The 18,705-nt window shown below is 37.9% G+C and carries 14 protein-coding genes and 1 pseudogene; 12 read left to right on the top strand and 3 right to left on the bottom strand.

From position 1 onward, the window contains the following. Window positions 1–2: 2 nt before the first annotated feature. The 6 genes from H4J52_RS05295 to H4J52_RS05270 all read left to right on the top strand — a co-directional run bounded on the left by H4J52_RS05295 (window position 3) and on the right by H4J52_RS05270 (window position 6,872). Window positions 3–1,910, top strand: a complete 1,908-nt coding sequence (locus H4J52_RS05295) for an ABC transporter ATP-binding protein (RefSeq protein ID WP_182181051.1) — start codon at window positions 3–5, stop codon at window positions 1,908–1,910. Between the two features lie 25 nt (window positions 1,911–1,935). Continuing rightward, complete coding sequence (locus H4J52_RS05290; RefSeq protein ID WP_182181050.1) at window positions 1,936–3,726, top strand: DUF3466 family protein; 1,791 nt, start codon at window positions 1,936–1,938, stop codon at window positions 3,724–3,726. A gap of 103 nt (window positions 3,727–3,829) precedes the next feature. After that, on the top strand, window positions 3,830–4,483 hold the full coding sequence (gene bluB, locus H4J52_RS05285) for a 5,6-dimethylbenzimidazole synthase (protein ID WP_182181049.1): 654 nt from the start codon (window positions 3,830–3,832) through the stop codon (window positions 4,481–4,483). Between the two features lie 21 nt (window positions 4,484–4,504). Continuing rightward, window positions 4,505–4,855 carry a purine nucleoside phosphoramidase gene (gene hinT / locus H4J52_RS05280; protein WP_182181048.1) on the top strand — a complete coding sequence of 117 codons (351 nt, stop codon included), beginning with the start codon at window positions 4,505–4,507 and terminating at the stop codon, window positions 4,853–4,855. 122 nt (window positions 4,856–4,977) lie between these two features. Beyond that, window positions 4,978–6,051: a sensor histidine kinase gene (locus H4J52_RS05275; RefSeq protein WP_182181047.1), complete on the top strand. Its 1,074-nt coding sequence runs from the start codon at window positions 4,978–4,980 to the stop codon at window positions 6,049–6,051. A 2-nt stretch (window positions 6,052–6,053) separates the two neighbouring features. Continuing rightward, window positions 6,054–6,872: a LytTR family DNA-binding domain-containing protein gene (locus tag H4J52_RS05270; protein WP_182181157.1), complete on the top strand. Its 819-nt coding sequence runs from the start codon at window positions 6,054–6,056 to the stop codon at window positions 6,870–6,872. Window positions 6,873–6,973: 101 nt separating this feature from the next. Here the strand turns inward: H4J52_RS05270 and H4J52_RS05265 are convergent, their stop codons facing one another. Together H4J52_RS05265 and H4J52_RS05260 are read right to left on the bottom strand one after the other, a co-directional pair. After that, window positions 6,974–7,795, bottom strand: a complete 822-nt coding sequence (locus H4J52_RS05265) for a sterol desaturase family protein (protein WP_182181046.1) — start codon at window positions 7,793–7,795, stop codon at window positions 6,974–6,976. Then, on the bottom strand, window positions 7,792–8,238 hold the full coding sequence (locus tag H4J52_RS05260; protein ID WP_182181045.1) for an SRPBCC family protein: 447 nt from the start codon (window positions 8,236–8,238) through the stop codon (window positions 7,792–7,794). The genes H4J52_RS05265 and H4J52_RS05260 overlap by 4 nt, the downstream gene beginning before the upstream one ends. 97 nt (window positions 8,239–8,335) lie before the next feature. On the opposite strand from H4J52_RS05260, the pseudogene H4J52_RS05255 reads away from it, so the two are divergent. Continuing rightward, a pseudogene (locus H4J52_RS05255) lies at window positions 8,336–9,339 on the top strand (AraC family transcriptional regulator ligand-binding domain-containing protein). A 270-nt stretch (window positions 9,340–9,609) separates the two neighbouring features. Further along, window positions 9,610–11,223, top strand: coding sequence for an endonuclease (locus tag H4J52_RS05250; protein WP_182181043.1), 1,614 nt, complete (start codon window positions 9,610–9,612; stop codon window positions 11,221–11,223). Window positions 11,224–11,294: 71 nt separating this feature from the next. Here the strand turns inward: H4J52_RS05250 and H4J52_RS05245 are convergent, their stop codons facing one another. Further along, the gene (locus tag H4J52_RS05245; RefSeq protein WP_182224332.1) at window positions 11,295–11,936 is read right to left on the bottom strand and encodes a TetR/AcrR family transcriptional regulator; all 642 of its coding nucleotides are present in this window, start codon (window positions 11,934–11,936) and stop codon (window positions 11,295–11,297) included. A 480-nt stretch (window positions 11,937–12,416) separates the two neighbouring features. Between H4J52_RS05245 and xdhA the strand changes: the two genes are divergently transcribed. From xdhA to allB, 4 genes are read left to right on the top strand one after another with little or no spacing between them, the layout of a single operon-like run. Then, window positions 12,417–13,982: a xanthine dehydrogenase small subunit gene (gene xdhA / locus H4J52_RS05240; RefSeq protein ID WP_182224331.1), complete on the top strand. Its 1,566-nt coding sequence runs from the start codon at window positions 12,417–12,419 to the stop codon at window positions 13,980–13,982. After that, window positions 13,975–16,347: a xanthine dehydrogenase molybdopterin binding subunit gene (gene xdhB / locus H4J52_RS05235; protein WP_182224330.1), complete on the top strand. Its 2,373-nt coding sequence runs from the start codon at window positions 13,975–13,977 to the stop codon at window positions 16,345–16,347. Before xdhA ends, xdhB begins: the two co-directional genes overlap by 8 nt. Next, window positions 16,340–17,308, top strand: a complete 969-nt coding sequence (gene xdhC / locus H4J52_RS05230; RefSeq protein WP_182224329.1) for a xanthine dehydrogenase accessory protein XdhC — start codon at window positions 16,340–16,342, stop codon at window positions 17,306–17,308. Before xdhB ends, xdhC begins: the two co-directional genes overlap by 8 nt. After that, window positions 17,301–18,668 (top strand): allantoinase AllB, encoded by a 1,368-nt coding sequence (allB, locus tag H4J52_RS05225; RefSeq protein WP_182224328.1) that lies wholly within the window; start codon window positions 17,301–17,303, stop codon window positions 18,666–18,668. Before xdhC ends, allB begins: the two co-directional genes overlap by 8 nt. Window positions 18,669–18,705 lie beyond the last annotated feature (37 nt).

The following is an 18,705-nucleotide window of genomic DNA, read 5'->3' as shown; positions in this document are numbered from 1 at the left end:
CCATGGAATTAATCCGAATAGCTCAAGGCGAATTAGCCTTTGGTGAAGACAGTATTTTAGACAAATCAGACTTGACCGTAAAAACGGGTGAAAGAGTGTGTTTAGTTGGTAAAAATGGCGCAGGTAAGTCGTCATTAATGAAAGTGTTAATGGGTAAGCAAAACCTTGACGATGGTCAAATACTGATGTCGAGCAATATTAAGTTAGCGATGTTAGAACAAGATCCACCAGAGTCATCTGACATGAGCGTTTTTGATTATGTTGCTCAAGGTGTTGCAGAAAATGCAGAATTGATTAAGCAATATCATCATATCATTCATATTATTGGCGAAGACCCTTCAGAGAAAAATCTGAATAAGTTATCGAATGTTCAACAACAGCTTGACCAAGCTAATGCTTGGCAAGACGAACAGCGTATCGATAAAGTATTAACCACGTTAGCGTTAGAAGCTGACAAAATGATTTGCGACCTTTCGGGTGGTTGGTTAAGAAAACTTGCACTCGCTAAAGCTTTAGTCAGTGAACCTGATGTGTTATTACTCGATGAGCCTACTAACCATTTAGATATTAGTAGTGTGTTGTGGTTAGAGCAGTTCTTGAAAGACTTTAAGGGCACGATCATATTTATTAGCCACGATAGAGCATTTATTCGTGGTTTAGCAACCCGTATTTTAGACTTAGACCGCGGTCAATTAGTGAGCTACCCAGGTAACTATGATCTTTATATCGAACAAAAAGCCCATGACTTAGAAGTTGAGTCTACACAAAATGCGCTTTTTGATAAGCGCTTAGCTGAAGAAGAAGTATGGATAAGACAGGGTGTTAAGGCGCGTAGAACCCGAAATGAAGGTCGAGTTCGCTCTCTAGAAAAATTACGTGTTGAACGCCAAGAGCGTCGTGAAGTTAAAAAGCAGGGTGATATTAATATATCAACAGGCGATCGCTCAGGTAAGTTAGTGTTTGAATGTGAAAACTTACATATGGCTTTTGGCGATAAAACCATTTTCAATGATTTAGATTTATTGATTACTCGTGGTGATCGTTTAGCACTTATTGGCGCAAACGGCACGGGTAAGTCAACATTAATTAAATTAATCATGGAACAGCAGCAACCATCGTCTGGAAAAATGCGAGTAGGTGTTAATTTAGATGTTGCCTATTTTGATCAACATCGTGATGCATTAGACTTGAATATGACTGTTCAAGATACTGTTGCTGAAGGTAAACAAGAAGTGACTGTTAATGGCGTAACACGTCATGTATTGGGGTACTTGCAAGATTTCTTATTTAGTCCAAAACGTGCTCGAACTCCTGTAAGAGCATTATCAGGTGGTGAGAAAAACCGCCTGTTATTAGCCCGTTTATTTTTAAGACCCAGCAACTTACTTATTCTCGATGAGCCAACTAACGATCTAGATATAGAAACTTTAGAATTATTAGAAGAAGTCGTTGCAAATTATGCAGGAACCGTTATTTTAGTTAGCCATGATCGTGATTTTGTTAATAATTGTGTAAACACTTGCCTTTACTTTGATGGAAGTGGTCAAATAACAAATATTGTCGGTGGTTATGACGATGTTGATAGTTATTTAGTTTACAAAGCTGAGCAGCGTAAGCAGTTAGCAGACGGTGTAAAAACAGCACCGACTTCAGCTAATGAAAGTAAGCCAGCTGTTAATGTGTCAGCTAAAAAAAAAATGTCGTTCAAAGAAAGTCGTGAATTAGAAGCGCTACCTGAACAAGTTGATGAGCTTGAATTATTAATTAGTTCACTGCAAGAACAGGTAAATGATGCTAACTTTTTTGCCCAAGATAGTGATAAAACAAAAAAAATATTGAACCAGCTTGAAGAAAGCGAGTCAAAACTCGAAATCGCTTTCGCAAGATGGCAAGAGCTAGATGAATTATAACAAGAAATGAGAGTTAAGTAGTTATATGAACAAATTTGTAAAATCGGTATTAGTGTTAGGCATTAGCAGTACTTTAAGTGTATCAATGACACATGCAGCTAAATATGAAGTTATCGATAAAGGTGGCATTAACATAGTTAAATATAGTTATGCTCAGCAAGAAAACAACCAAAGTCAAATGGCTATTTCTGGCTCAGATCTTTATAATTTCCCTGTGCAATTTCAATATTTCGATGAAGTAGATTTTGACAATATTGTAAGGCTAGCGGATCTGCAGTATGAAAATGTTTACGCCTTAAATAATATTGAAGATGAAATTGCTTTAAGAGCGGGCACGCCTACTGCAAACGATTTATCTTGGGTTGTTCAATTTTTAAATAGCCAAGCCAGTAGTAGCTTGTATCAAAAAATTGGGGGCATTGTAGCGATGCGCAACTTAACAGGTAATGCCGGTGATACTGAAGATTTTGTTGTATTTGACCAAAACTTTCCTGATACCACAACGTTAACACGCTCAACGGTTAATTTTGTTAATGGTATTACTAATGACGGATGGATTTACGGTAATGGCTCTGCGCCATATATCCCAGTAGATTTTACTGAGAGCGATGGTGATGAAGTTGTGCATTGGGTGCGTGATTTCACTACTCGTGCTTTCTTTTCTCCTGATGCGGGTGAAACTATTATTGAATTAAAGCCACCTACGGAAGATGATAGTATTGCTGAAAACTTACGTTTTGGTGGGGAGTCTGCGATATTAGATATTAGTGAATCTTTATTTGCTGTCGGCTATGCAAGTACCAGCATTGATCAAAATGCCATTGATTTTATCACTGATGAAACAGGTGGTTGTGCTGATCCTAACATACTTGACGATGTTCCTTTTAAGGTGTGTATTCAAGGTGCTATTGATAGCATGTACAATACTGAAGCTATTTTGTGGACACTCAGTGCCGATGGTCCTACCTCGTCAAAAACTTTAGGCCACTTAGTTACTCCAAACCTCGAGGATGAACGTGAATTTGTTAATTACGCCCAAGCGATAAACAATCAAGGTGTCGCTGTAGGTTTTGCTCACGGATGGTGGGATGAAACTGAAACCGAACCAAGTACTAATGAACAACGTCAACTTTATGCAGTTGTTTATAAAAATGGTCAAGTAAAAGATTTTACTGAAGACCATAGCGAATTTTTTGATTCTCGCGCATACGGTATAAATAACGCAGGTATTGCTATTGGCCATGTTAAAACGTTTGTAAATGGTAGTTTACGGACTAAATTTTTCCATGTAGACACCAACGATTTTGATGGTGTTATGGCAATGATAAGACCGGATGATTTCTTTAAAGGTTCATCAAGCACTGCTCGTGCGATTAATGAAAACGGTATTATTGTTGGTGAAGGTGAAGTTGAAACGCATAATGACAGTGCAAATGCTCCTCGTCGTAAACATGCTTTTATGTATGATATTGGCAGTAAAAAGTTTACTGATCTTAATGATTTCTTAACCTGTGCGTCTGATTACACGATTATTGAAGCCCGTGATATTAACGACAACAATGAAATAGCAGCTTCTGCTTTGATTAAAGTTCCGCGTCTTGATTCTAAAGGTCAACCGGTAATTGATACAACAACAGGCGAACAGCTTGTCGAAGATGTGGTTCGTGCTGTTACGTTGAAACCTATAGCGGGTGAGATTGAAGACTGTTCAGCCGTTGAAGAGAAAGTAGAAAGAGAAGGCGCCAGTTTAGGTTTTTTTAGCTTTTTTGCTTTATTAACTTTTGGCTTTACACGTAGGTTTTTTACAAAAAACTAAGTTTAGCTTTAAAATATCTTATGAGGTCTAGATTAGTGATTAATCTAGACCTTTTTTATGCGACACTATTAACTAAAATTTTTACCTTAATCGAAAAATTCACATGAATATCTCTGAAGAAGAAAGAAATGCTGTTTATAAAACTATCTTTTCCCGTCGTGATGTTCGAAGCGACTTTATCAACGAAACAATTCCTGAAGATGTTTTAAAGCGCGTATTAACGGCTGCTCATCATGCTCCTAGTGTTGGTTTTATGCAACCGTGGGACTTTATTGTTATAAATGACAATGAGACAAAACAGCAGATTAAAAATGGCTTTGATCAAGCAAACTTAGCTTCAAAAGCAATGTTTACTGATAATAAGCAAAGGCAGTATCAAAAATTTAAACTTGAAGGTATTTTAGAAGCACCGATTGGTATTTGTGTCACTTGCGATAGAGAACGAAATGGTCCGGTAGTTTTGGGGAAAACCATCAAACCTGAAATGGACTTATACAGTGCGGTTTGTGCAATACAGAATTTATGGCTTGCCGCCAGAGCTGAAAATTTAGGTATGGGCTGGGTAAGTATTATCGAAGACAACATTCTAAGAGACGCTTTAAATATACCTGAAAAAATCGAAATTATTGCCTATTTATGTATTGGCTATGTCACACATTTTAAGGATAAACCTGAGCTAGAAAGTGCAGGGTGGTTGCCAAGACGTACAGTCGATAAAGCAATACACTATAATAAATGGTCAGCCGAAAAAATTTAACATTAAAAATTGGAGCACATCATGGCAGAAGAAACTATATTTTCAAAAATAGTCAGACAAGAAATACCAACCAACTTACTCTATCAAGATGACCTTGTTACTGCATTTAGAGATATAACACCAAAAACAAGTACACATGTTCTTATTATTCCCAATAAATTAATTCCTACGATTAATGATGTAACCGAAGATGATGAACTCACTTTAGGTCGAATGATCACTGTAGCCAAAAAAATTGCCAAAGAAGAAGGCATTGCAGAAGATGGTTACCGTCTTATTATTAATTGTAACGAACATGGTGGCCAAGAGGTTTACCATATTCATATGCATTTAGTGGGTGGGCAGCATTTGGGTAAAATGTTAGCAATATAAACACTCTCTTTATTTTATTTAAAATAAATGAGATAAGTCGCTGAAATGCTACGCTCAATGGCAATGCGTGAAATGCAAAGCTACCCCATAATTATCGTAATATATTCTATTGGTTATACTGTGTGAATTGGAAAGAATTATTAGAAAACAAAAATCGACTGTTTTGGCTGGTACATAGCTCAAGTTGGTTTGGTTTTGCTTTAGTACATTATTTAGGGTCATTGTTACATGATCCTCGCGATATCTTTGTCGTTATTATTTTTTTAAATGCTTATGCCGGCTGGCTCTTTACTGTACCTCTACGGTATCTTTATCGGAAAGTTTGGAATTTTAGCCCCGCAAAAATAGCGGTTATTGTTATCGTTGCGTCTTATCTGGTGGGTGTTCTTTGGCAAGTTGTTAAAAATATTAATCATTGGGAAATATATAAACACGGTTACCGCCCTGATTTTTGGCTGTATTACACAACAAACAGTGTTTATTCATTTTTTATTATTTTGAGCTGGAGTGGTTTATATTTCGGTACCAAATATTATCAAATGCTACAAAAAGAAAAACAAAATGTATTAGAAGCGAATAGTGTTGCTCATCAAGCTCAGCTTAAAATGCTACGCTATCAATTAAATCCACACTTTCTCTTTAATACCCTTAACGCAATTTCGACCCTTATTCTGGTGCAAGAAAATAAAATAGCGAATGGTATGGTGACTAAATTAAGTGAATTTTTACGTTACTCTCTTGATAAAGACCCAATGAAAAAAGTCACTTTAAATAGCGAATTACAAGCACTTAAATTGTATTTAGATATAGAAAAAGTACGCTTTGAAGACCGATTGTGCGTAGAATTTATTGTTGCTGTCGACTGTGAAAGTGCATTAGTACCTAGTATGATATTACAACCGATTGCTGAAAATTCGATTAAATATGCTATTGCTTCTCAAGAAGATGGTGGCACAATTAAAGTAACCGTAACGCGCTTTGCTAATGACTTGCTATTAGAACTTGCAGACAATGGGCCCGGTGCTGAAATTAAAAATGGTAATTTATACCGTGAAAATGGCGTTGGCCTTGCTAACAGTCGTGAAAGATTATCAGCATTGTATGGTAATGATTTTTCTTTGGTTGTTGCCAATAATAAACCAAAAGGTGTTAAAGTGAGCATCCGAATGCCCTATGAACTAGAGACAAAGACATGACAATGCTTCTTTCAACAATCATTGTTGATGATGAACCTTTAGCAAGAAAAGGTCTTGCAGTAAGATTAGCTGATCACAAAGACGTTGATATTGTTGCACAATGCCATAATGGTCGTGAGGCACTCGAAGCAGTCCGTGCCTATGAGCCTGACTTAATGTTTCTTGATATTCAAATGCCTGGGCTCAATGGTTTTGAAGTTGTACAAGCTATTATTGAACAAGGTTTAAAATTACCAATAGTTATTTTCGTTACCGCATTTGATCAATATGCATTAAAAGCATTTGAAGTTCATGCACAAGACTACCTGTTAAAGCCTGCTGACGAAGCTCGCTTAGCTGAGTCGATGAACAAGGTACGACAGAGACTTATCAGTACAGAAAATGCGGTACATAAATCTAAACTTATTCAGTTAGTGAGTGATGTCACCGGTAATGACTGTGAAAAAATTCTAGAAGAGTTAGCAAACAATCAGCCCGTAAGCTTATCGTCTTATTCTGATATTTTGGCTATTAAAGATGCTGGAGAAGTTAGCCGAGTTCCCGTCAAAGATATCTTATGGATTGATGCTGCAGGTGACTACATGTGTGTTCACACGGATACTACCACGCATATTTTACGTAAAACAATGAAACAGCTTGAAGAAATTTTAGACCCTAAACAATTTGTTCGTAGTCATCGCTCTACCATTGTTAATAAAAATTATGTGGATAAATTTTGTAGCCAACTTAATGGCGAATATTATTTAGTGATGAGTAACGGTAAAGAATTAAAAGTGAGCAGAAGTTACAAAGAAAAGGTTAAATACGCGGTAGGGATATAAGCTCAACAATAAAATATAGCCTCGACTTCCCCTAAAAAAAGGCCCTTCATTTTAAAAGGGCCCGATAACAAAACCTGATGTTAACACCAAATTATTTATACTTACTGATGTTTTATAGCACTTGTTGGGTAGCCAAAGAGTACCTTCATTTTAGCTTTGAAGCCTTTAGCATTAAGTGTAGTTTTAATTAAGTAACGCCATTGATGAAAGGTGATCGTCAACGGGTTATTACTCTTCAATTGTCCGACAATGCCATATTTACAAGGTTTTAATGGCTCTTCTTCAGCATAAGTACCAAATAATTTATCCCAAATAATAAGCACGCCTGCAAAGTTTTTGTCTAGGTAACCTTTGTTTATTGCATGGTGAACCCGGTGATGGGATGGGGTATTAAATATTTCTTCAAACCAACCTAACTTATTTACTATTTGTGTATGAACAAAAAATTGATAAGCCAAATTAAGTGCGACGACGGTAAATACCGTAATAGGGTCAAAACCTATTAGTATCATTGGCAGCCAAAATAACCACATGCCTGCAAGTGGGTACATCAAGCTCTGCCTAAAGGCGGTGGAAAAGTTCATTTTGGTAGAACTATGATGCACTACATGTGCTGCCCATAACCAATGAATATGGTGTGATGCTTTATGAAACCAATAATATAAAAAATCTTGTAATATAAATGCAGAAAATACACTCAAGACTGTAAGTTCTATGTCGAATACCCGATAGGTATAAAGCCAATAAAAAAAAGGCATTAATACCAGTAAGGCAACGGCATCCGCACCTTGATGCATAAGGGCGAGAACGGTATTGGCTAAGCTGTCTTTTATATCGTAATAGCGGCGATATTTAATAAATTCAAAACTAACAAAAACAATAAAAATCGGACTCAGTGCAAGCAAAATAATTTCTATTGTCATAGGGTCTTGCCTTTGAAGTGAAGCGCTATTTTTTTAAGAGCTTGAGTGACATCTTTTTTAATAAAAAAGCTCAGCACAAAACTCGGTAGCCACCAGGGAGCTTTACAACTTATATGGTAGGTAACTTCAGTTGTTGGGATAGCCGTTACCTTATTTAAGCAAAAATAAATATCGCCACGGTGGTCGCTAACCGGTTTATTTCCGACTATTTTGTAGTGAATATGTTGGTTATCAGCACTCATTATCTCTTCTTTAAATTTAACACCGAGCATACTTATCTGTCTAATAGCGCCTTTTCCACCTTTTATTTCGCCATTATTTTGGTTTTTTATCAGTGAGAAGTCCGCATCAAAAAAACGATTCAACTGATCATGTTCCAGCAAGATAGTACTTACTTGTGAAGGCGAAGCGATAACGTTCTGTTTTAAGGTTATTGATATCATTTTTATAACGACAACTATCTATAGTTTTCACTAGTATATAAAAAACTTCCGTGGCAGACTTGCTTTTACACGACCATTTTTTAGCTTTAGGCGACAAATGAACACACTTGCCGATCATTACTTTTCAAGAGCCTAGATTACCTTGAAACTCTAGGGCTGAAAAGTCAGCGTGTTTTGCTCGCTATTAATTTTACAGAATACTCCAATAAACAGACACATCAGCTAGCCCCGCGTATTAGTTTAGCGAGCTATAATGCACTTCTTGAGTATGCCCAACAGACCTTAGGTGAGCCATTATTTGGTTTCATGCTAGGTCAACAAATTCGGACTGCTGATTTTGGTGTACTGGGCTATCTAATAGAATCGAGTAATAACTTAGCGAGCGCAATTACAGCGCTTCTTAATTATGACAGTTTGGTTGCAGACATAGGAAAAGCACAATTTGAACAGCAAGAAGATTTTGCTGTTATTCGTTGGTTGCCTGACCCAAATTGTAACCCACAGGTGGTGCTTCGTAATATGACCGCTTGGGTAGGTGTTATTCGTCAATTACTTAACCTGCAGTTATCACCCAGTTGTATTTTTTTTACGCACGCTTGGCATGGTACTGAGCAATTAAGACTCTCTAATTGGTTTAAATGCCCGGTTGAAACGAATGCTCAATACAATCAAATAACATTCCCTAGCAGTTATTTAGCGTTGCCCTTTAAAACTGACAATACACACATTAACCAAGCGCTCAAACAAGTATCGGCACAGCAACTTTCGCGCTTTAAAAGCCAACAACGATTAACTGAAAAAATCAACCATTTACTGATGGCCAAACATGATTTAGACGACTGTAGCTTATTACGTACAGCAAGTGCATTAAACATGACTTCTAGAACAGTTCAGCGCTACTTAAAACAAGAAGAAACCTCTTTCGTTAATTTACTTGAATACGAACGAAAAAGACGACTGTTGCTGTACATAGGAAAATACCCCTTAAGCATCATCGCAAATAAACTAGGCTTTAACGACCAAAGTTCTTTTAATCGTGCATTTCAACGTTGGTATGGGTGTAGCCCATTGTATTATCTTAAGCATAAATTAATAGTGTAGCTAATGCTTAGCTGTTAAAAAAACCTTTGAGATAATAAGAGTTAAACATCACTCTAAGGAACCGCTTGTCTTAGATACCGGCTTGGACCTTATATTAAAAATATTACTTTTTGTTACATGTTGACTAGTTGATTAAGACTCTCTAAATTAGTGACGTATCAAATTTGCACGTAAATAGTGTCGGTTTTTTCGGGTTTTATTACGGAGCATTAAACATTATGGAAGATATAGGGAGGTTTATCATTATTCAATAAAACGTAAGGTATATAAATGAATTATAAAAATAATATGGCAGCTTTATTACTCTGCACTGTTAGTCACTATGCTACGGCAGATGTTACTAATGGTAGTTTTGAAACATGGCTCACTGGCTCTCCTTCGGGCTGGACCACTATTGATTCTGGTATAGGTGTCAACAAGAATACCCGTATCGTTCAAGAAGGTTTGAGCTCCGCTGAAATCACGGTCAATACAAGCACTCAAGGTTCAACCGACATGCAACAGCTTGTTAGTGTTGTTTCAGGTCAAAGTTATGACTTTTCTGTTTGGATATACCACACAGAAGGCAGCATTAAAGCGCGTTTGTACATTGATGGCTATCAGGCCTATTCTGATGAAAGTTTGGTTAATCAATGGCAAAAAATCACCTATAACTACACTGCAAGTGCCACGTCAGATATTGCTGTTGGCCTACGCTTCTATGACCTTGCTGGTTTTGATGGCTCTGAAATTGTTTATGTTGACTATTTTCAACCAACCCAAGCATCAGGTAGTAACAGTTGTAGTAGCAACGATGTTGTTTTTAGTTTAACGACAGACAACTACGGCTATGAAACTAGCTGGTCCTTAACCAACAAGAGTAACCAACAAGTTGCGAGTGGTAATAATTACGAAAGCTCAACAAGCTATAATGAAAGTTATTGTTTAGTTGATGGTGATTATACCTTCATTATTGATGACAGTTACGGTGATGGCATCTGTTGCACCTATGGCAATGGCTCTTATGAATTTTCTCTTGCGGGTACCTCATTAATAAGTGGTAGTGACTTTAGTTCGAGCGAAACTAAAAGCTTCAGTTTAGGCAATACGGGTAGTGTAACGGGCAACTATGTTGGTACTTATTATGATGGTATTACAGCATCAGCCGGTTATCCCTTAAAAACACAGCTTTATAATCTAATTAAAGACCACGCAAACCAAGGTTATTCAGCACTATGGACCTTCTATGAAAACCATTCACTGGATGTTTATTTTGAAAATGATGGTTCAATTTTAGATATCTATTCTGAGGATCCTCTGTCAGCCGACAATTATAGCTTTACTAAGATTACTGATCAGTGTGGTAACTATAGTGGTGAGGGGGGCTGTTATAACCGAGAACATACGTTCCCTAAAAGTTGGTTTGGTGGCAAGGTTGAACCGATGAATTCTGATGTCCATCACATTTATGCAACCGACGGTTTTGTTAACTCAAAACGTGGTGGTTTTCCTTTTGGTGAAGTGGCATCGGCATCTTTTACTTCAACTAATAACAGTAAACTTGGCTCTTCAACAACAACGTTAGGCTATAACGGTACTGTCTTTGAACCGATTGACGAATTTAAAGGTGATTTAGCGCGCGCACAATTTTATATGGCAACGCGATATGAAAATTTGATTAGTAGCTGGCAGAATAATTCAGTTTATGGTGATGCTATTTTAGATGGTAGCAGTAACAGAGTATTTGAATTGTGGCAATTAGACATGTTAATGCGCTGGCATACCAATGACCCTGTCAGCCAAAAAGAAATCGACCGTAATGAGGCTGCACTTGGGCATCAAGGAAATCGTAACCCTTTTGTTGACCATCCTGAGTATGTTGACCGTATTTGGGGAAGTAATTAAAAGGTTTTCTCTATGAAATATTCGACTTAGAAAATAACATAAGGCATTTTATCAAACGGTGAAATGCCTTCCTATTTAGTGATGCCACAACCTTTAAGAATGATCTGAGTGAGGGTTTTGGCCACTTGTTCAAAATCTTCATTGGTTAATTTATCTTTATTCATTGCAGCAGTAACCTGTGGAGAAAAGTCAGCATAATGTTGGGTTGCACCCCATATAGTAAAGAGTAAATAAAGTGGGTCAACGTTATCCATTTTTCCTAACTTAATCCAGCCTTCAATCGTCGCTTTAACTTCATCTACCCAAGTCTTAAAACTCGTTTGTAAGTAGTGTTGTAATCTAGGTGCGCCATGAATAAATTCACTAGCGAAAATACGAGAAGCTTCAGGATTGGTCTTTGAATACATGACCTTAGCAAGAATGTAATCACCTAAAACTTTAGCCGGTTCTTCAGTCGATGTAATAATAGATGAGTCCCATAACGAGAGTATTTCTAATAAAATATCAGAATAAATAGCTTCTTTATTTTTATAATAGTAGTGAACATTTGCGCGAGGGATCCCCGCACGTTCTGCAATACCTTTTATAGATGCTCCCTTAAAACCATGTGCTAAGAAATCTTGTTCGGCGGCTTTTAAAATGATGGATTGATTTTTTTTTCTTACTCGCCCTGCAGATGAAGTGTTTTGGTCTTTATTTTTTATTATTGGCATATTAATCAATCATTTTTGCTCAATCTATTCAATGTGGCAAATATAAGCTATTTCAGCAATAAAGTTAATACTCAATAGGCGGTTTAATTTTATCAAAATCATTTATTACTTGACACTGGTGTCAGCTTATTTCTATTATGTAAATTAAAATAGCTAAAATTTAGTGAAGCTATTGGTAAAAAATGAATGAAAATAAGTAAATAGGCGATATTCTTCTACAAATTAATTCTATGTGCCAGAGTCTTTGTCGTTGAAGTTCTTAAAAATAATAAATTATATCCGCATAAACCTAAGCTTACAGGCTTTATGGTTGCAGTGCTGAGTGAGTTTAAAGGCACATTTTTACTTACTGTGAGGCGCGCTTAAAATGCGCGAAAATATTAGCAGTAAACCGTCAGTTAAAATTTGGTTAAAGAACTAAAGTTACAATAGAAAGTTTGATTAAATTTTGTAATGCATACTTGTAAAGGTTAAAGCACTATGTCAGAAAATAACATTCAATTTTTGCTAAATAACGAGCTTACCGTCATAGAAAATTGTGACCCTAATATGACAGTGCTCAATTATTTAAGACAAGAGTTAAGTCGAAAAGGAACTAAAGAGGGGTGTGCCTCAGGCGATTGTGGTGCTTGTACCGCTGTGCTTGTCGAAGTTGCGACGAAAGAGAATAATCAGTCAACGACCGAAAACCTTAGTTACCAATCTATTAATACGTGTATTACTTTTTTATCGGCGCTTCATGGCAAACAATTACTAACCGTTGAAGATTTACAACAAGGTAATAAATTACATGTTGTTCAGCAAGCGATGGTTGATTGTCATGGTTCTCAGTGCGGCTTTTGCACCCCCGGTTTTGTTATGTCACTTTTCTCATTAAAGAAAAACTTAGCGCAAACTTCCTTTACCGATGCTACTACTGAATCTTCATCGTCTGATCTCAACCTAAGCTTAGACAATGACATAGAGCATGGATTAGCGGGTAATTTATGTCGCTGTACAGGATACCGTTCAATTACTGATGCAGCAAAGCAAGCTTGTAATAATGATGAGGTTGATCAATTCGACCAAGATAAATTAGTCACTATCAAGACACTGAAAGATATTGCAAAGCAGCAAAAAACAGTCGTACTTCACAATAACAATAAAAGTCTTTACCTGCCCAATACCCTTGATAAATTAACCCAACTCGTTGAAAAATTTCCGCAAGCAAAATTATTAGCGGGTGGCACTGATTTAGCGTTAAGTGTTACTCAAAACATGGCGCAAATTCAAACTATGATTGCGATGGGTAATGTTAGCGAATTGGCTCAAATCAAAGAAACTGAAGATATGCTGTCTATTGGTGCAATGGTCAGTTATCAAGACAGTCATGCTTTATTAACCAAGCACTATCCTGAATTTGGTCAAATGCTTTATCGACTTGGTTCTACGCAAGTCAGAAACTCTGGCACGTTAGGGGGGAATGTCGGTAATGCTTCTCCTATCGGTGATACGCCACCGGTTTTGATCGCCTTAGGGGCAAAACTCGTGCTGAGAAAAGGACAACGTACTCGCGTAGTATCTGTTGAAGATTATTTTGTTGATTATAAAGTCACTAAGCTTGAAAGCGGAGAGTTTATTCAACGTATTGAAATCCCTAAAGCGGTGAATAAAAAACACTTAAAAGTATTTAAAATTTCCAAACGTTTAGATGATGATATTTCAACCGTGCTCGCTTGTTTTTATATCGAATTTTCTCACCAAAAAGTGTCAGACATTAAAATTGCTTTTGGCGGTATGGCGGGAATTCCTAAACGTGCTTTTACTTGTGAACAAGCATTAATGGGCAAAATGCCAAACGACCAAAATATTGCTTTAGCCATGGAGGCGTTAGCAACAGACTTCTCTCCTTTATCTGATGTTAGAGCGAGTAGTGAATATCGTTTACAAGTGGCAAAAAATTTAGTCAGAAAATGTTTTTATGAATTAGCGCAAACACATGCGTCGACGCGGATTGAAACGTTTGAAACTGACACCTTGCAAGTTAATGGAGTTACTCATGCGTAAATTGACTGATGCAGATAAGCAAAAAAATAAGAAAAGCAATACAGGTGCAGTAGGGCGCTCTACTAAGCATGAAAGCGCTGAAATGCACGTGACCGGCAAAGCTGTTTACACTGACGATAAGTTAGAGTCGTTAGGACAATTGCACGCAGCCATAGGTATGGCAACCATTGCCAGTGGTAATATTACGGCGATAGATTTGACCGCAGTACGTACCGCAAAAGGTGTTATGGCGGTTATTACGCTTGATGACATTGTCGGCCATACAGACATTGGCCCTGTTTTTCCGGGTGATCCGATATTAACAAACGATGTTGTCGAATTTTATGGTCAAGCTATTTTTGCAGTGGCAGCAACAAGTCATGATCTCGCTAAACAAGCAGTAGCGCTTGCGAAAATTGAGTATAAAGAAACTAAGCCTGTGCTTAGTATTGATGAAGCGTTAGCGGCCAAAAGTTTTGTTAGACCGCCACATAGTATGAAAAGAGGAAATAGCGCCATCGCAATTAAGCAAGCTAAGCATAAACTTAGTGGTAAAATTGCTATTGGTGGACAAGAACATTTTTATCTTGAAGGTCAAGTTGCGAGTGTTATTCCAACCGAAGATGGCGGTATGACCGTTTATTCATCAAGCCAACATCCCGCTGAAGTACAAAAGCTTGTTGCTGAAGTTTTAGGTATTCCCTTTAATCGTGTCGTTGTCGATATGAAACGTATGGGTGGCGGCTTTGGTGGCAAAGAAACTCAAGCGGCTGGTTGGGCTTGTTTAGCGGCTGTGCTAGCGAATAAAACGCAAAAAGCAGTAAAAGTTCGCCTAAACCGTTCAGACGATATGATGATGACAGGTAAGCGACACCCCTTTGAAAATCACTATCAAGTGGGCTTTAACGATCAAGGTATTATTGAAGGAATTGATTTAACCGTTAACGGTAATTGTGGTTACTCGCCTGATTTATCAGACGCTATTGTTGACAGAGCGATGTTTCATGCCGATAACGGGTATTACTTGGACCAAGTGAGTATTACCGGCAATCGTTGTAAAACAAATACCGCGTCTAATACGGCTTTTCGAGGTTTTGGTGGACCACAAGGCATGATGATCATTGAATGCGTAATGGACGACATTGCCTATTCTCTAGGATTAGATCCTTTAACCGTTCGTAAAGCGAATCTTTATGGCACCGATGATCGCAATATTACGCCGTATCATCAGCAAGTTGAACACAATAATTTAAGCGCGATGATATCAAAACTTGAAGCAAACGCTCGATATACTGAACGTCTTCAAGAAATAGTGGATTTTAATGCTAGTAGTAAATTTCTTAAAAAAGGCCTTTCACTTACGCCCGTTAAATTTGGTATTTCGTTTACTGCGCAGCATCTCAACCAAGCGGGCGCTTTAATCAATATCTATACCGATGGTAGTGTTGACGTAACGCACGGCGGCACAGAAATGGGCCAAGGGTTACATACTAAAATCGCCCAGATAGTTGCTCAGGTTTTTGGTATTGATGTTGATAACGTAAAGGTCTCAGCAACCCGAACCGACAAAGTACCGAATGCTTCACCAACTGCTGCCTCTTCAGGGACAGATCTTAATGGTAAAGCCGCTCAAAACGCCGCTCAAACGATTAAGCAAAGATTAATTGATTTTGCGGTTGAGCATTTTAAAGTAAACAACAACGATATTACTTTTAGTGAAGATGCTGTTGAAGCAGGTAAAGACAAAGTCAGTTTTGTTGAACTGGTTCAAAAAGCGTATTTTGCTCGTGTTTCCTTATCATCAACCGGTTTTTACCGTACACCTAAAATTCATTACGATAGAGAGAATGCAACAGGTAGGCCTTTCTTCTATTTTGCGATGGGTGCCTCAGTATCTGAAGTCATAATCGATACGCTAACGGGTGAATACAAATTATTGCAAACCGATATTTTACATGATGTTGGAGATTCTTTAAATCCCGTCATCGATATTGGCCAAATTGAAGGCGGTTACATTCAAGGTGTCGGCTGGTTAACCTCAGAAGAATTGCATTGGAATGATAAAGGACGTTTGTTAACAACGGGACCTGCAACATATAAGATTCCTGCGATTAGTGATGCTCCTAAAGTATTTAATGTTGAGTTGTTGAAAGATTCGCCTAATCGTGAAGCAACAATTTACCACTCTAAAGCGGTTGGCGAACCTCCGTTTATGTTGGCTATTTCGGTATGGTCAGCATTGCGAGCAGCCATTGCTAATTCCGTTGATGTCAAAGACAGAGTTAAAGGCGTTATTCCATCTCTTGATACACCTGCTACACCAGAGCGAGTTTTGAAAGCTGTACAATTGATCACAGCGCAACAGCGGATTGTTGAAAATGGATAATCGTCAACGTTGGTCTGAAGCTATTAGCTTATTAAAGGGGAAAGGTGAAGCCTTTGTACTGCTTACTATTATTGGTGTTCATGGCTCTGCGCCAAGAAATTCGGGTACAAAAATGGTTGTCACTGCTAATGCTACCTATGACACGATCGGAGGTGGCCACTTAGAATTTAAGTCAATCGCTAAAGCGCATCAATTATTAGCAATTGAGGATAAAAATCAGCATATTGAACATTTTTCATTAGGTGCGACATTAGGACAATGTTGTGGTGGTGATTGTACGGTTTTGTTTGAAAGCTTTGCGGCGTGTAAAACTCAAATAATGCTCTTTGGTGCAGGACATGTGGGTAAAGCACTAACGACGATTCTTGCAGACCTCCCTTGTCAGGTAAAATGGGTAGATAACCGTGAAGCACAATTTCCTCCGCAAATGCTTGTTAATCCACTTCATAATGTTGAATGTGTTGTCAGTGATAGCCCTGTTGACGAAATTGCAATTATGCCAGCAGGCAGCTTTTTTATCATCATGACGCATAATCACCAATTAGATTTCGAACTTTGTCAGGCGCTATTAAAGCGAGGTGACTTTGCATACACGGGTCTTATTGGTTCTGAGACAAAATGGAAGCGCTTTCAGCACCGTTTAAAACACAGAGAATTCAGCGAAGAAGCAATAGAGCAACTCAAGTGTCCTATTGGCTTAAGTGAAGTACCGGGAAAACGACCTATGGAAGTTGCCGTATCTATTGCGGCAGAAGTTATCGGTTTATATCAAAAAGATGACAATGCTATTCATCACTCAAGTAAGGCTCAAGGCATTAGTTTTAAAGCGTTAACACCGCTACTCAATAGCGAGTCTTCGCTTCAGCGTGCAGGCCTTAAAAGCACCAATGTTAAAAGTACTAGCCAAAACAATAATGAACCTATACTCAGTAAATCGGTTACGGAGAAGATAAATGAATAATTTTGCATTGCGCTCAAAACGTGTGATCACACCAAACGGTGTAAAAGCTGCGACCATCATTATTATTAACGGCTTAATTGATACCTTACTACCTTACGAATGTGAAGTTGAATGCGAGTTAATAGATCATGGTAATTTAGTGATTATGCCGGGTTTAGTCGATACTCATGTACACATAAATGAACCTGGACGTACCGACTGGGAAGGCTTTAACACAGCTACACAAGCAGCCGCAGCTGGCGGTATTACAACATTAGTTGATATGCCACTTAATTGTATTCCAGCAACCGTTACAAAAGAAGCCTTAGATATTAAACTGCAAGCGCTTAAAGGAAAACTTTGGGTAGATTGTGGGTTTTGGGGCGGCGTTATCCCCCAAAGTCTTGAGAACAATGGCGCACAATTAGATGAATTGTTGAGTGCTGGCGTTTTAGGCGCAAAAAGTTTCTTAATACATTCTGGTGTAGATGAATTCCCAAATGTGAGTGGTGAAGACGTTAAAAAAGCACTACCGATTATGGCAAAACATCAGGTGCCATATTTGATCCATGCTGAATTAGATAAAGCGCATAACGAACCACAGGAAATTGGCGATAAATACCAAAGTTTTCTCGACTCTAGACCAAGGTCATGGGAGAACGACGCTATTGATCTAATGGTATCGTTGGGCGAAGAAGCTAAAGCGGAAGGGGTTGATGCTCACATCCATATTGTGCATTTATCATCAAGTGATGCATTAGAAAAAATTATTTATGCCAAAAACGCAGGCCTGAAGTTTACCGCGGAAACGTGCCCTCATTATTTGACGCTGTTTTCTGAAGAAATTCCTGATGGAAAAACCCTTTTCAAGTGTTGTCCGCCGATACGCGAAGATGAAAATAGACAAAAACTTTGGCAAGCCTTAAAGGCCGGTGATATTGATTTTATTGTCTCTGACCATTCTCCTTGTACACCTGAGCTGAAAAAAATTGATTCTGGTGACCTAGAAAATGCGTGGGGAGGCATATCAGCACTACAATTTGGTTTACCTTTAATTTGGACAGAAGCAAAGCAGCGCGGTTTTACGTTATCTGACATTAGTCATTTAATGTCGACAGCAACGGCTCAATTCGTTGGTTTAGATGACAAAAAAGGAAAAATCGCTGTAGGCGCTTATGCAGACATTTTAGTATTCGATGATGAAAAAGAAGTCATTATTAGTCGTGATATGATCAAACATAAACATAAAATCACCCCTTATGTTGGTAAAAAAGTAACGGGCGAAGTCAGCAAAACTTATCTCCGTGGCCAACTGGTTTATAGCGAGCAAGACATTATCGGTCAACCTCAAGGCAATACTTTGTTGAAACATAACTACTAATACGCGCGTTAAATAAAAGCTAAATTTAATAATAAAA

This window comes from Colwellia sp. MB02u-14, assembly GCF_014076915.1.
In the GTDB taxonomy this organism is placed as follows: Bacteria; Pseudomonadota; Gammaproteobacteria; order Enterobacterales; family Alteromonadaceae; genus Colwellia_A.
Note: the sequence above shows the minus strand (reverse complement) of the source record. Positions and strands in the feature narration are given on the sequence as shown.